This window comes from Blautia sp. KLE_1732_HM_1032 (assembly GCF_025147905.1).
Taxonomy (GTDB): Bacteria; Bacillota; Clostridia; order Lachnospirales; family Lachnospiraceae; genus Blautia_A; species Blautia_A fusiformis.
On record NZ_CP102266.1, the window covers coordinates 2198546 to 2215025 of the forward strand.

At 36.6% G+C, this 16480-nt stretch carries 8 protein-coding genes; all 8 read right to left on the bottom strand.

All coding sequences use genetic code 11. The features are described 5' to 3' along the window. Positions 1-452 precede the first annotated feature (452 nt). Positions 453-1682 carry a tyrosine-type recombinase/integrase gene (locus NQ489_RS10555; RefSeq protein WP_021650860.1) on the bottom strand — a complete coding sequence of 410 codons (1230 nt, stop codon included), beginning with the start codon at positions 1680-1682 and terminating at the stop codon, positions 453-455. A gap of 98 nt (positions 1683-1780) precedes the next feature. After that, positions 1781-1981 (bottom strand): excisionase, encoded by a 201-nt coding sequence (locus NQ489_RS10560; RefSeq protein ID WP_021650861.1) that lies wholly within the window; start codon positions 1979-1981, stop codon positions 1781-1783. A gap of 152 nt (positions 1982-2133) precedes the next feature. After that, positions 2134-2418: a hypothetical protein gene (locus NQ489_RS10565; RefSeq protein ID WP_021650862.1), complete on the bottom strand. Its 285-nt coding sequence runs from the start codon at positions 2416-2418 to the stop codon at positions 2134-2136. Continuing rightward, positions 2415-11798, bottom strand: a complete 9384-nt coding sequence (locus NQ489_RS10570) for a phage tail tape measure protein (RefSeq protein ID WP_021650863.1) — start codon at positions 11796-11798, stop codon at positions 2415-2417. Before NQ489_RS10570 ends, NQ489_RS10565 begins: the two co-directional genes overlap by 4 nt. 86 nt (positions 11799-11884) lie before the next feature. After that, entirely contained in the window at positions 11885-12259 is a 375-nt protein-coding gene (locus NQ489_RS10575; RefSeq protein ID WP_021650864.1) for a hypothetical protein, read from the bottom strand. 85 nt (positions 12260-12344) lie between these two features. Continuing rightward, positions 12345-15713 (bottom strand): tail fiber domain-containing protein, encoded by a 3369-nt coding sequence (locus NQ489_RS10580; protein ID WP_044961081.1) that lies wholly within the window; start codon positions 15711-15713, stop codon positions 12345-12347. A 36-nt stretch (positions 15714-15749) separates the two neighbouring features. Then, the gene (locus tag NQ489_RS10585; protein WP_021650866.1) at positions 15750-16229 is read right to left on the bottom strand and encodes a hypothetical protein; all 480 of its coding nucleotides are present in this window, start codon (positions 16227-16229) and stop codon (positions 15750-15752) included. Positions 16230-16255: 26 nt separating this feature from the next. Then, on the bottom strand, positions 16256-16429 hold the full coding sequence (locus tag NQ489_RS10590) for a hypothetical protein (RefSeq protein WP_021650867.1): 174 nt from the start codon (positions 16427-16429) through the stop codon (positions 16256-16258). Positions 16430-16480: the final 51 nt, after the last annotated feature.

Below are 16480 nucleotides of genomic sequence, written 5' to 3' on the forward strand. Positions count from 1 at the left end.
GCTCATGACTTGTCCGCAAACTGTACCTCTACAGTCTCGACTTATCATGAGCCTTGAAATTCGTCTCTCATATACTACGACAGATGGGTTATTTGCTGAAAAGGTTCCATCGTATATGTAGGATTTTCTCTACGCCATTTTTTCTTGTTCTTTACGCCATTTTTACCCCATTTTTGTAAAAACTTACGTGAAATTACGGTAACTTACGTGAAGTTATTCGCCCTCGGACTTTTTTGTGTCAAATCTCGGGAAATGGCTCAACCATGCGGGTTTCATATTCCTTAAATTTCCCTGAAATCCGGTGTCCCGTACAGGTCATACGGAGTACTCTGGTATACGTAATAATTATCAAAAGTCATACTCTTTTCACCTCTCAAAACGTTGATTTCTCGGTACTTTTCGAGATTTTATACACCAAATATTTTATATAATACCCCATATATACCCCATTTTCAAGCACCGAATTGAATGATTTTTTTAGTTACTGATGGAGAATTAGTTTTCTCTAATCCAATAGTATCTTCCAGTAGTTTCATATCATCAACTTTCTTCTTATCCAAAACACTCGTGTATAAATCCATAGTCATCTGTAAAGAAGCGTGTCCAAGATATGATTGTACTGTCTTCGGTGGGATTCCTGCTTCAAAACAGCGTGTAGCAAATGTGTGTCTAAATGTATGCCCTGAAAATTTCTCCATTGCATCCAGTGGATCTTTTGTAAGATTGATTTCGTCTACTATTCTGCCAATTGCTTGAAGATATAACTGAGAGTTTAATGGTGTTCCAAATTTTGTAGTAAATAACAACTCTGGAAAATCAAGCTTTCCTTTATAAGGAGAGTTATCGCATATAATCTTATGAAGTATGATCTGTTCCTGTAAAGCTTCCTTGCAGAATGAATTAATAGGCACTGTTCTATAACTTGATTTCGTCTTAGGTGGATCAATATGAAATTCTTTCTGTGTATCTCCATCCAGTTTTTGATACAATAGAGTCTTATTTACTTTGATTTCATTTTTTCCAAAGTCAATATCATCTTCTGTCAGTGCAAATAACTCGCCTGGACGTAATCCAGTATTTATGGCAACTATAAAAAGATTGTTATAAAAAGTACCTGCACTACATTCAAAGAAATCTGTCTGATCTTCTCTTGTAAGTGCTTTAGCTTCGCTTTGTGGTCTGTTAACTGGAAGCCTTACTCCTTTTGCAGGATTCTTTACGAGATAATCATCTTCCATAGCTCTATTTAGCATATCAACAAGAAGTATCCTTATTTTGTTTAAAGTTTCCCACTGATATCCTTTGGCATGTACTTGATTAATAGTATCAGTTATCATCAACTTTGAAATATCTGTTAATTTCTTATTCCCTAAATATGGCTGAATATGCTTTGTATATACTGTTTCATAGTGTTTTTTAGAATTAAGTCTGATAACAGGAATTTTATATACTTTCATCCATTTTTCATACCATTGGTCAAGTGTTGTGCTTGGCTCAACAACATTTCTCAATCTTTCATTGTCTGCGACTGCTAAAGCCAATTTATTTTTCACTTCTTTTAGTGTAGAGCCATATACTTCTCTTCTCCTTCCAAATCTATCTTCAAATCTGCCTGAATATTTACCATCTTTTCTTTGACGGATTCCCTTGCCTAATTCTTTACCTTTTAAATCTTTTCCCATTGATACATCTCCTTTTCTATATAAGTAAATGTATAATAGGTAACAATTTCACATTTATATCCTATCATACACTCTGTTAAATATCAACTTTTCACACATTACAGATATGTAACACTATCTAAATATTTTTCAAAGGCAACTCTTTTGATAATTGCTTTTTTTCCGACATAAATAACAAAATTACATCTTTCTTCTTTTATTAATTCACGAATTTTATTAATCCCAATATTGAAATATTCCGATGCCTCAGATAGCGTTAATGTATATTTTTCCCATAATGGTACTTTTTTCTCAGTCATAAATCCTCCCTGCTTTCCATATATAAGAAAACAGGTTACAACCTATTCAGTTATAACCTGTCACAATTTATTACATTCCATATAATTTTATCTTACAAGCCATCTGGCAAGTTTATATTAGCATATGTCACCTTCATTGATACAATATCAAATTATATTTCTTCACCCAGGAATAATGATACAATTTCATTATTATATTCTGATCTGAAAGGAATTATATTTAATTCAATATCATGATACCATCGAAAAACGTGACATCTATAAAGGTATTTTCCAGTTATAGGAACTCTATTTGTAATACACAATATATCTCTCGTTATAAATGATGCAAATAATTTATTTTTCATAAAATAGTCTTGAGTATATAAATATTCTTGATATTTATAATGAAATGGATGAGGTTTAGTAAGTGGCATATAGCCACCTACTTTCATCATCCAAATCTCCGCTTATTCTTACGGATATCATTCTGTGTCTTACTACTTGCAAGATCAAGAATCTTATTCAACTCTGGAAGAGTATCACGTGTTAGATCACCTTGTACAATAAATTTATTGTATACATTGTTTACACTGTTTCCAGAAGCATCCTTAACTTTAAGTTCTGGCATTTTAAAGTTACTATTCATTGCGTAATTCTGCTGACGTTCTGCCATATCAATTAAAGTTTCTGTAATATCATTTGGAATTACCATATCAGAAGCTTCTAATGGGGTAATCCAACCATCTTTTGTGACGATGATTTCACGACCATTTTCATTTGTCATTGCAATACGATTTGAACCTACACGCTTTGTTCCCTTTGCGTATCCCTTTAGATGTCCAGAATTATATCCAGTATCAAGGGAATTAGAGTTTTTCATATTGGATTTATCCTGGTTAGTAAAATATTGACCAGAAGTTATACCGCCAATATTATTCAAGATATAATCAATACCTGCCATCATGTCACTGTAGTTTTCACCAGCACCATTAATAGCACCACTAATAGCATCTGACATTTTTGCAAGGTCTGAACTTAACTGATTAGACCACTTCTCAAAATCTTCACTCAACTGAGTTTCAAGATCATCCAGACCACTCACTGTAATGTCATATACATGGTCACGTACAGTATCATCTAAATCATCCTGTTTATCCTTGAGTGATGCTTCAAGTCGTGCTTTCTGCGCCTTAGATTCTGCATCCGTCAGTCCTTCAAGTCCACGAATCTGTTGCTTGATAAGCTCAATCTCATCTGTTTTCTTCTTAATAGTCTTATCATAATCGTAATACTCTTTCTTTTTCTTGAGTGCCTTTTTACGGGCATCAATTTCTTTGAACATTGCATCCTGTACAGCTTTAGCCTGATTGGTAACAATACTGATAATAGACTGCCTATAATTATTTACATTCTTCAAAGATTCCTGCATAGCTGAATCATTCTCAGACATTAATTCATCATATGTCTTTTCACCATATTTTGATTTGCTAGAACCGTTTGCAAAATCATCCATGATTTGCTGACGCTTCTTCACATATGTTTGAAGATTGTTCAGTTCTGTATCTAACTGTTGAGAGTTCATCGTAATGGATAACGCACCCATTTCTGTCAGATTTCCGGTGTCTTTGTCAATCATCATATCTTCTGTGATAAGATCATTAATAGAACTAATCTTATCTTTTAGCCGATTTGCTTTTTCGATTGCACGATCAAACATTTCTTCATAAACAGTTGTAATTTTATCCTGTTTTGCTTGCTCAATCTGTGTATCAAAATCACTTACCGCATTTTGGGCTTCAAGAATTTGATTGGTCATTTCCAACCATTCTTCTGAACCCTTTTTAATAATTCCACTTTTTACAGATGCATTCAGTTGTTTTTGTAAATCAGTTACTTCATTTTGTTTATACTTCCTTTGTTTTTGTAAGTCATTGATTTGTGTATCATATTTCTTACTATTTGTATAATTTCCATGTGCTTCTGATTTTTCATATTTCTTCTGATGTTGTTCTGTATAATTGGAATATCTATCATTCCATCCGCTATAATAGTTCTGGACATTCTTGAATTTCTCTTGTTCATTTGTAACACGCATAGCAGCGTATTCAGCTTGAGCCTGGTCAGCATTACTCTGAGCCGTACTTAAAGCATTTGAGAGAATACGTCCTTTATCTGGATTTGAACCAGTTACATATTTGTTATATGCTTCCAGTTGTTTCTTTAACTTAGGATTTTTTATATTAGAAGTATCAACCTTTTGATTCTTCTTTATAGCATTTCTCTGTGCAGTCGTGATTTTCCCTTTTGTAGCCAACAATGCTTTTTTAGATTTGTTACGATTAGCAACATTATTTTTATAAGTCCGCATATTCTTTTTAGATGCTTTCAAAGCAGATTGACGATATGCATTCTCTTGTTTTGATGCTGATGTCTGATAATCCAATAATTTGTTTTGTGCAACAAAAGTTTTCTTTGATTTCTGTGTACTAAGAACTGCTCTTTGCGTTGTAGTGAGATTTTTCTTAGCGTTAGTAAGATTTGTCTGCTGAGTTTTTACATTTCTATTTGCAATTGATAAATGTCTTTGTGCGCTCGTTACCTGATACTCAGTTCTGCTAACTCTATCCATGTCTTTAGCATTCTTCTTAACCGCTGAATTATATTGCTGTGCCGCTTTAAGAGTTGTACCTTTTAATCCCTTTGTGTTAATTGTTTGTCCTGAATTTATAGCTTTTCGGATTTGTGTTTTTCTAGCAGAAGAAGCATTTGATTTATTTAAAACCGATCTTAAATTAGAAGAAGCTGAATCAACTTTTATGGTTGATTGTGTAGCTACTTTAACAGCATTACCACGTGCTTTTCTCACAGAGGTAAGCTTTTTTTGTGCGTTGCTTTGTGTTTTCTTTGCACTGTTTAATTTTTGTTCTGCTTTTGTTATATTAGGATTATCTACTTTGATTTGTCTAGCAATAGAAGCAAGTCCAGATTTACCTGTAGATAAAGAAGAGATGGCACTTTTAAGCCCGTTGACTTTATTTGTTAATGTATCAATCTTTTTACCTGCATCCTCAGTTGGCATATTCGCCCACTGTTCAAATACTTTTAATTGCTCATTATACAAATTCTGAGCTTCTTGTGTACAGTCTTTTGCCTTATCATAATAATCCTGATATTTCTGAATTGCTTCTGCAAGACCTTTTCCAAAGTCTGTAGTAGTATCCATATCTTCAATATTCCAGTATCCACCTTGAACAGCTTTCTTATAAGAATCTGGAATAACGATATTCATTTTTTGTTCAGTATCAGAACCTTCTGGTGTGTAATAATATGTATATCCAGATGCAATAGAATTAGCTTTATTGGTATAAGACTGTGCACCATGTTTATTTGCATTAATTTCTTCTACTATAGCTTTCTCTTGACGATGGAGCATTGTTTTCTTAAATGCAGAAGATACATAATCATTGATACGATTAGATATGTTTTCTACAGTATCTTTGAATTTTGTTAGGGTTCTTGCTACCCAGTCAAATACTTGCTCTGCGTGCTTTTGTTTAGAAGTGGTTGAAGAATTATTCCCACCTCCGCCACCGCCGCCAGAGTTTCCGCCAGAGGTACTACTACCGCCAGAAGATGTTGGGGTGGTATTTGTCTTTTTATTGGAAGATTTTGAACCACTGTAAGTCGTATGTTTCGATGCAATACTGGCCTGTTTTACAGGGATTCCACCTCTGACCATAGCCGATCCGCTTGCTTGTGCCAGACCTCTGCTGTTTATAAACCCACGATCTAATAAAGCTTCCGTCTGAAGATGATTGAATACAATACTTCCTGCCGGGATATTCACGAACTCTGCTCCGTTATCACCTACGGTATTCCATGTACCAGTTGCAGGATTCACTACAATTTCACGACCCAACTCACCTACCAGAGTAGTTCCGCCTGTCTTAGTAGCCCAGTTACCGCTTGCCTGTGCATGGCCTGAAAGGTGATTATACTGTGCTGAACCTGATGCATGAGCTGTTCCACTGGCATGAGCTGTTCCATTTGCGCCACCTGCACCTTTTGTTGGTGGTGTTGTGTTTGTCCAGTTCACGGTTCCGGTTGCTGTGAAATGTGTCTTTACTCTGGAAGTTTCATTTCCCCATGATACAAGACCGGAAGAACGGTGTACCTGTGCTGCAAACGCATCTACAGCCCCGGTTTCATTATCCCATGTCACTTTACCAGAAGATTGCTTTTCTTCTGCTGCATAGGCATCCACGGCAGAAGAATCCACACCAGCTTTTACCATGATTTCCGGTGATAATCCCTGTATCGAAGCTGTAATTGAAGCTTCTGAAGATCCATCAATTCCCAGTGTTGCTTTGATTTCCGGGCTTAATCCCTGAATCTCACCAACCAGACTATCCACTTTGCCTTGTGCTTCCGAGGTATCTGCACCAACTGAAGCCTGTAGCTCTACACTGTTCTGAGCTTCCTGAAACTGCTGTAATAAAGATAACGCATTTCCAAGCTCACCATCCACCTGTGAAGTATCTACAGACATGACCGCAGGAGCTTCCAACATCTGTTTCTGTGTAACACAATACTGGATAACTGCGTTGGCATCATCCACCTGAGAGGAATCCACATCCAGAGTAGTCTTGTAATTCTGCATCTGAGATATGGTATTGTCCAACGTCTTGACTTTATCCTCCGTGTTCTCAATGTCGGAAACATCAATCTGGATATTCATGTCGGTATCACCAGACATTTCCTCAATCCGCCCCTTGGCTTCCCCGGCTGCAACTGCCATATCACCTAACGTCTTTGTAGCTTCGTCCGCCCAGTCAAACTCTCCGCCGAACTCTTCCATCTCACCAAACATGGATTGAATCATTGGCATAGAAAGATTCAATCCCTCCGCAAAATCCTCCATGGTTTTCTGGCCTGCAACTTTATATTCGCCACTAGCTTCATCCAGTTCCATCAGTCCAGCCTTGGTAGCTTTTGCACAGAACTCCTGCACATCAAGACCGATCCGGTTGCCGTCCTCGTCATGGTTAAAGTAATGTTCAATAGAACTCATATAAGAAGAAACGGCTTCTGCGTCCTGGCTATCCACGGTATCAGGAACAATAAAATCCACGGCTGCCTTATAAGAGTTTGTTCCGACCCTTCCGTAATCCTCAGAATCACTGTTTTTGGTTACGTTGTCGATCTTTTCCATAGCTCCCATAGCATCATCAAACATATCACCCGATTCCGAAGCGTTCTGTTTGTCAAGCCAGTTCTGGTAAGCCCCAGTTGCTTCCCTGAGAGATGCAGAGAGCAGATCCAGCTGATTGCACTGATTTACAATAGCGTCATTATCCGATAAAAGAGCATCAATACTGGACTGTATTGCCTGTGCTTCCTCACCTTTTGCATCGGTTAATCCTCTTAACTGATCCTGAAGCTGTTCGATCTGTGCAATGTTCTGCATGTACTGATTCTGTTTTTCTGCTTTCTGGCTGTTGTTGGTCTGTATCTGTTCCTCTGCCTTGGCTTTCTGTAACTCACGTACTTTCTCTGCGTTCAGTTGTAAGGCTCCGTTATTATATTCCAGAGCGGAAGTATAATCTGCAAGCTCGTCTGAGTTGAAATCATCCAGAGAGATAGATTTTCCTGTGCTTTGTGCATCCAGAACAGATTCCGCTTTCTGGATTCCGGTTAATGCAGCACTGGCTTTATCAATCCTTTCACTGATATCCCCAATGGAATCCGCTGCTTCATCCAGAGAAGATCCAGTACTGGAAGAGATTACACCCAACTCTGCAAGCATACTGGCAAGATTCGCCACACTGGAGGCAGAAGTATCACTAATAACACCTGCATCTAAGGCAGCCTGTACCAGAGTATTGATCTGATCCTCACCCTTCTGTATCCCATCTGTCTCAAAAGCATATCGAAAGTCTGTATCTGAAAGATTCCATTCCTTCAGTGCTTTTGCATTATCCGAGACAGACTTTCCAAACTTACTTGTGTCCGTACCATTTACGGCCTTGGTAAACTTATCATTGGCAATGGCTGTATCATTCAGCTCGTCCCGGATTTCTTTTACCTGATCTACATAAGCGGCCATCCCTGTATTCTCCACCAGATTGTTTACTGTGCTATCCAGTTCTGAGAATTTCTGGGATGCTTCTGTAATCTTGCTGTTATCTCCATCGGCAATCGCATTATTATAATCCTCAACCGCTTTTGCATAGTCTGAGATCCACTTGGAAGCTTTCTGTTCCGTATCACCGGACTTATACAGCTTATCATCGGATAGCAACTCTGCTTCCTGTGCCTGTTTATAAATATCCTGATATTCACTGAGAACATCCTTTGCTTTTGTCAGACCGGATGCTGCATTGTTAGCAAGCTGATCGGTTACATCCGTTTCACCAAACTGATCCTCAATACCGGAAACCTCAGTCATGAAATCATTCAAAGCGTCTTTTGCCGTAGAAGCATCCGCATTAAACTGAATATCCATCGTGATTCCGTCTGCACTGTCCAGCTTAAATACATCTTCTCCATAGGTTTCCTGAAGCTTCTTTATGGATTTCTTGATTGCTTCCGATTCCTTTGATCCGTTATCATAGAACCGACCCAAGTATGTATGACGGTTTTTCTCCATCTCTTTCTGGGCTTTGTCAATACCCTTTTTATTTTCATTCAAGAAGCTTTGGGACTGTTTTTCGTTCACCTGATCCAGTAATGCGATCTGCTCCGTAAGAGATCCGTTTATCAGATCAAGCCCACTGACCTGATTTCCGTAGGATTCGGATAAAGATTCCTGTATGGATAACAGCTCGCTCTTTGCATCTGCTGCTTCCTGCTCTGTTAATGTACCGGATGCAAGGGCTGTCCTTAACTCCTGAATCCTGCTGATATTATCCTGTATGGAAGTTGTGTTCTCTTCCCATGTATTTCCTGCACTTTTCGCAGAGCTTACTGCTTCCTCTATGGATCTTTTATAAGCACTGTAAGCTGTAACTACTGCGGTAACACCTGCTGCAACCAGAATCAGAGGATTTGCCATCAGTGTTGCAAGCATTCCCTCCATAGCACCGGATAATGTAAAGGTACTGGCAGCAGCAGTTTCATTGGCAGTGGTTAATCCCATTGCAGCAACAGCCGCCTGTGCTTCTGCTTCCCCCATTCCTTGAGACATTAATATAGCAGTTCTTTGAGATTCTGATAATGCGCTACTGGATAATAATAATTTTGTCTGAGCTTCTGATAATCCCTTAGACAAATTCATTAAGTTAGAAAATGAATTTTCTGACATATCCGAGATTTTTGATAGATCAAGTGCCTTTGAAAAATCAGAAAATTCCTTAAACATGTCTATCAGTTGTTTGAAAGCATATACACCACCAGCAGTTCCAAGTCCTGCAAGTGCTGATTGTAATAGATTTGTATTTGCTGCAAAGTCTGCTACTGCTTTAGAACCATCAAGAAATCCAGAGTATAAATCACTTGACACTGTAGTAGTGGCTAGATTTTCAAGGCTCGCTTTTAATGCGTTTGTCTTTGCTTCCAGAGAAGTTAAATAATTATCCTCAAATTTCTTCTGTGCTGTTCCTTCAGAATTATAAGCAACATCTGTCAATTTCTGTACTTTATCCCAGTTATCTAACATAGCGGTAATGGAGTTTGCCTGATATGTGCCGCCCAAAGCTGTACTGACCGCCTTTTGAGTTTTCTTATCAAATGACTCCCATTTATCAGCAACAGTATCAAGAATTGTTTCTGAATCAAGAAACTGATCATTGTTATCTCTCATTGAAATCCCAATTTTATTCAGAACCTTTTCAACATCATTTAATGCTTCGCCATTGTCATCTACAAACTTCCCTGCCTTAATGTTATTCATTCTGGCTAGGATTGACTTCATAGCATTACCAATTGTCTCATCATTTGCTTGTGTTACGTCTTTAACTGTAGCGATCATGGCAGCCGTCTTTTCCAGACTGACACCTGCATTATTCGCCTGTGATGCAACTTTTGTCAGTGCTGAACCGATACCACCTGCATCAGAAGCAGACTCAAGGTCAATGCTTGTAAGAATATCATTAACTTTGCTCGCCTGATCTGCGCTCATCTGGAAACCATTCAGAGTTGCAGTTAATACCTCAGATGCATCCTCAGAACTCATCTGTGCATCTTTCGACAGAACCATACTGTCCTTGATAAGTTGGTTTGTTTCAGACATGGAACGTCCCTGTCTTAACCAACTATCCGCAGATTTCGCAACATCAGAAGTCACACTACCTAATTCCTGACCTAAATCATTATAACTCTGCATCAGTTCCCTTGCATAAGAACGACTCTCACCTGTAGCCATAGATAAGTCAGTTTCAAGATCATTAAACTCTTTAACTGTTGAAAGTGCTTCTTTACCTGCATCTGTAACTTTATACAGTCCATCCTGCATTAGATTTGCTAAACTATATGCGCTGAATGCTTCCTTGAAACTACTTCCCAATGAAGAAAAGATTCCCTGGCTTCTCTGTCCTGCTGCATTTACATTATTTAACGCTTCCTGCATATAGGTTAAACCAGATCTGTCAATGTTGGGGACACTGATTTCCTGTTCGGTCTGTGTAGTAGTATCAAGCGCACTTCCAACTGATTCCCGTAATGTATCAGCATTAACATGTACGTCAATATTCACATCCTTGATATTCTCAATTGCGGAACGTATCTGTGATTCTATTTCTTCTGCATCCACTTTAAAATTAACAGGAATATCCACATCTGTTAATGCGGCAGTCAGATTAGATTTTAACGATTCCTCATTAATCTTTAAATCTACTTTTACAGGTTCATCCCCTGTGCTTAACTGACTAATAGAGCTACGAAGCTTTGATACAATTTCTTCTTCGTTTAACTTAACATCTACATTAATAGCTTCTCCGTTCCCTGTTCCTGCATTCTGAATAGCAGAACGGATATCAGAAGCAATTTTCTCTGTATTAACTTCAACATCAAGCTGAATTGTTGACTTATTGGCTTCTGTCGCAGACATGATATTGGTCTGTAGAGCATCTTTCATTTTGGTTGCGGCAGATATTACTTCTTGTGCAATAGCATCCGACATTGCTGTAAATTCTGAACCTTTTAGCTCATTCACAGAAAAGCTTTGTGTCATATCGGCTCTTGCCTGTTTCATCAAGTCAAAAGCACGAACAATTTGGTCTGCTTGATTTGTAATATCCGCAGAAAAATGTTCCGGGAACAAGCTGCTCATTTCTCCCCAGATAGAATCAATAGAGACTCCTTTTGTAGCATCACGAACAATTTTACCTACATTATTTTGCAGCAATTCCTTATAAGTATCACCACCTAAAGCATTTTTCAGCTCATCTGATACATAAATCTTTTTATCCTTGAAATAATTAAAGAAATTATCATAAATACCCGAACTGGACTTAATCACTTTCGCACTTTTAGCCACAGTGCTTTCAAGACCATTCAATCCTGCATAAAAACCTGTTGCTTTGGAAAAATCAAAATCTTTGCCGTTCCATGTCTTCGCCAAGCTGGAAACCATATTATTCATTTGGGATTTTAATTTATTGATAGTTTTTGAATCTGAGATATTAAAAGAATTTGCTAATTGATTTGCGATTGAAGATGTGTCGAGCTTAGTACTCGATAGACCTTTTTCAATATTAGATAGTAATTTCTTTGCAGAATCCTGATTGACTTCCACATCCAATTTTATTTTTCTTTGCTCTTTGGTCAGAGCATTTAGCTTCTCTTCGGCTTCTGATGTATCCAGATCAGCCTTAACATTTATTTCAAAATCTGACATTTGTACCTCACTTTCTTTGTATTATCATATTGTAATATTATTTTTAATTTAAAAAAACAACCTATTAGATAGTCTCTTGTGTTCTTCTATTTGAACCGTTTTCCAAACGATTCATTTATATTTTTCTGTACATCCGCTTCGGTCTTCATCCAGAATCCACCATTACCAATCAGTCCACCAGATTCTGCATAATTGTAGATTGTATTTGTATCTCTTCCTGCCGGGGAATACCCGTAACCTGTATTTAACGATAATTCACCTGACATACCAGATACAAACATTGTTGGTGATTCTTTTAATGCACCTATTCTATGATAATCGCCCTCTGGTACAGTATAGAAATCATTCACATTATTTTTTGTGTCCTCATAAGATTTTTCCATAGCTTCTTGTAACGCTTCTTCACATTCTTTTTGTATTGCCGCTTTGAGTGCGCCCCATGATGTAAATATTACTCCCATAATTTTTTCTCTCTACTTTCCTTAGAATATTTCAATTCATACTATCTCATAAATTTTTACTATAAGGTTAGAAAGGAGTGCATTTTTACGCACTCCTTTTCAAAATAGACTCAACAATCCCTCTTGTTTTAGAAAGCTGCTGTCTTAATCCTATAATTTCTTCATTTAACCTTTCATTCTCTTTTCCAAGTTCTTGAATTGCTTTAGAATTATATTCTGTCAACAATAAAGTGTTAATGCACTTCACATTCATAGTACCATCTTTATCATATCCGCCACCAGTAGTAAGAAGAGGATCAATTAACTCTAATTCATCCGCAACGCATCCTAATTCTTGATGCACTCCTGTTTGTTTCCAGTTAAATTCTCTAATTTGCATTTGCATAATTTTCGATAAAGCATTAACGGAAGAATCTTTTATATCTCTTTTTAATCGTATGTCTGAACTTGAGCCAGTAAATGTTGCTGTGCCCCATGATGTAGATCCATATTGTGCACGAATACTGATTTTATTTCCTGTTTGAGATTGTAAAAAAGCAACTTTGGTTTTATTAGAACCCGCCGATGCTATAGGTCGTCTAAATACGGCAGTTGCATTAGCATCTTCTTCTGCATTATAATCAAGAAACGCAAAGGAACTTCGAGCTGTTACTTTTCCATAAAATCCTGATTCTCCATCAACATGTAACGTACTTTTTAACGTTGTTCCACTTTTAACAGTCAATGTTCCACTTGTATATAAATTTACTCCCATAGAGGTATTTTTATTATTTGTATATATAGCAGTAGCATCAATTGAATTAGCTGATATTGTAGAAGTAGCTGATATTGTTTCGGCAACTAAATTTTTACCTACGTTCAAATTTAGAAGGACTGATAAATCATCATAGCAATAAATTGTTTTACCATATAAAATAATGCTTGCGCCTGATACCCCAGATGTTTTTCCATCACCTATTAAACCTATATTTAAACCAGATTGCCCTGACCATTCGATAATTTTCTGATAGGTATCAAACGTATCACTATAAACAGAAATTGATTGTTTTGCTCTCATAGTAGTAGCATTAACTGTTCCAGTAAGACTGCCATTTGTGGCAGTAAAATTACCACTAGAATCAACTTTAAACTTTCCATTTCCAATATTAATTGAACCACCTGTTATACTACCAAGATCAGCAGAAATAGCAGATAATTGAGATACGTTGATCTTATCTGCTGTAATCGCATTTGCTGCAATTTTATCCGATGTAACTTCACCAGATTTAATTTTAGCTGCCGTAATCGCACCATCAACTATTAACTCATTCCCCATCATTCTATATACAGAAACATTACGGATTTTAAGCGTACCAGAAAATGTACCTGAACCTGCACATTGTATGCAAACAGAAAAACTTCTAACATCCGAATCTAGTTGCACAGCAGTAGAAACTTTTTGAACGGTTCCTGAAGAATTGGATCGTCCTCCAAATGGAATAAACCAACAACTTGCTCCATTTGTTTTTATTCCATATAATCCAATATTGATATTTACGTATGTATTAGCACCATAGTTATCAGTTGCAGTTGCTTGTACTGTAGACGCAAATTCAAATTCGATTCTGAACCATTCACCACCATTACACTTATATGAATTATAGTCAACAGGACTTATTTGAATATCTCTCTGTGGTGAATGTTGAAACCAAGGATTGTTATTTCCATCAGCAACTAATTTGAATCCATAATTACCATATGTATTAGCATTAAGATTTGCATAATTCATGGTATCACCAAGGACAAGGCGACCATTTTCAATACTACAGTTACCAATCCTACCACTCGTAGCTGTAATACTACCAGTAATAGTTGCACTTGTAGCCCATAATTGTCCTGCATGATTAACTCTAAATTTAGCATTATTTGTGTTTGCACCACCTGCCCAGAAAGCCCAGTCAGATGCCGTAGCACTCAATCCTACAGTTTTATCTGATGATTGAAGATAAGTAGAATCTAATGTGAATGAACCAATAGCACCGGAAGTTGCAGTAACGATACCAGTAATAGCTGCATTTGTAGCAATTAATACACCATTATGTCCAACTCTAAATACAGCGTTTGTATCACTTGCACCATTCTTGTTGTTACTTTCACCTGCCCAAAATGCAAATTTACCAGTATTTGAAGATATACCAGTTTTATTAGGGACATAAAGAGAATCAGTGCCGATATTCCAGTTACCAATCTTACCAGAACCACTTACAATTCGACCACTAAAGAAAGCATTACCTACAGCATAAAATCCATATCCCGTGGGCTTTTCACCATTAACAGCCGGAAGTTCATCAAGCACACCCATTCTTACAACTGGTTTTCCGTCATCAACTGTTCCATTATAGATATCAATACTTGACTTCTTATCTTCATTATAAGACGACATTCTGATTCCTACAGGTCTGTTCTTAGTTATACCATTAACATTAAGATTGACCTCATACATCATCATTTTTAAATCACCAATAGCTGAACCAGAATAAGTCTTACCTTGCTCAATTCCTGCACAGTCATTAGTTGTTGCAAAATTTAATGTGATATATGCTGTTTTAGCAGTAGTAGTATTTAATTGTCTTACCATTGTACCATTTACTACACCAAGAACTGATGTATTGATACGTCCCATAAGCTTGATCTTACTGCCAGAAGTCCATGTTTGACCTCCAATAGTAGAACTTATAATATTGTTATCAGTAATAGTAAGAGTAACAGTAGTGCCAGATTTTGAATTAATATAAACACTTGGATTTGTGAAGATAACGCACGGAGATACATAGAATGTAGAACCTAGATTTGTAATATTATCAATCGCCCATGTTGTACTACGAAGTTCATCTTTAACATAGACATTATTAAATATTGCTGTTGCAGCATCCGCATTAATACGTGAAGAAACATTGACGTTTGTTGCACTAACATTGTTTGCAGCTAAATTTGAACTTGAGCAAGTTACGCCATTGATGCTTAGAACGCTCTCTTTACTTTCAATAATTCTTGAAGTAAAATCCTTATTGCTGTTATTAAAATGAAAATCTATAAATGGAGTTGAAAAATATAATTCCAAACCTGCGTTTCTAATTGTAGCACCATATCCAAAATCAACGCCCGCATTTACTATCAATGATCTATTGCAAGTAATAGCCGAACTGTTCGCTTTAAAGCAATTTCCATTATCTCCAACTTGAAACTCTCCATCAGTTCTCAATGTTCCATTGCCACAATAAATACCTGATGTAAAATGTTTTGGTTCATTAATACGAAGCCAAGAATCATATCCCATTAATGCGGTTTTGCCATATATTTGTAATCCACCGTTATCTATGTTTATGTTTCCATTAAATGTACCATCGTTGCTAAAATAAACCTTATTCAAAAATCGTGAACTACCTGTCACGATCAAATTATTTAATTGAGCCAAATAAATCGCACCTCCTTTCAAAAAAAGAGGACGATATTATTCGTCCTCATCATCAATCATAAATGATAGCATTTCAAGGTCTGCAAAAGATGGGTTTGCATCTTCAATATCATCAATAGTGATAAGCTTGAAATTGATCTCGTTTTCTTGTAGCATAAGATTATAATGTCTTTTCTGAAACTCAGAAAGGTATTCAGGTTTAACCGTTCTGATTTTAACTTCGTCCCCATATTCATCCTTTACGGGATTACCTTTTTCATCTTTCATAATTGACTCTGTAGAATGTTCATTATCCTCATATTCGGACTGAATTTTTGAGATTTCCCAATTGTAAGCTATTTTAATTTTATTTACTTTTTGTAAATTCTTTAAAATATTCCATTTTGTTTGAAGAGTGCTCTTTTCCGTAATTCTATTAATCATGGTCATTACATTTTCCTGCTGATTATATTTCGCAAAATTGCAAATAATATTGTTCGCCTCAATGTTAGTTAATACCATTTTTTTAGTTTTCATAATTAATTGTTCTCCTTTTCAATGATTTATTTTGAAAGATATTCTTTCAGCCGTTCATACTGCTTCGGATATAATTCTAATCTTCCATGTCTAAACTGTGATAAGCAGCTTGAACTGATATGCGTCACATTGCTTATATAAGATTGCTTTTCTCTTATCAATCTTTCATTGTAAAGCTTTCTTAATTCATCTTGTGCCATATATGCTCCTTTGCTCAATTATTTTTTCTAACATATTTTTTAATTAAAAAA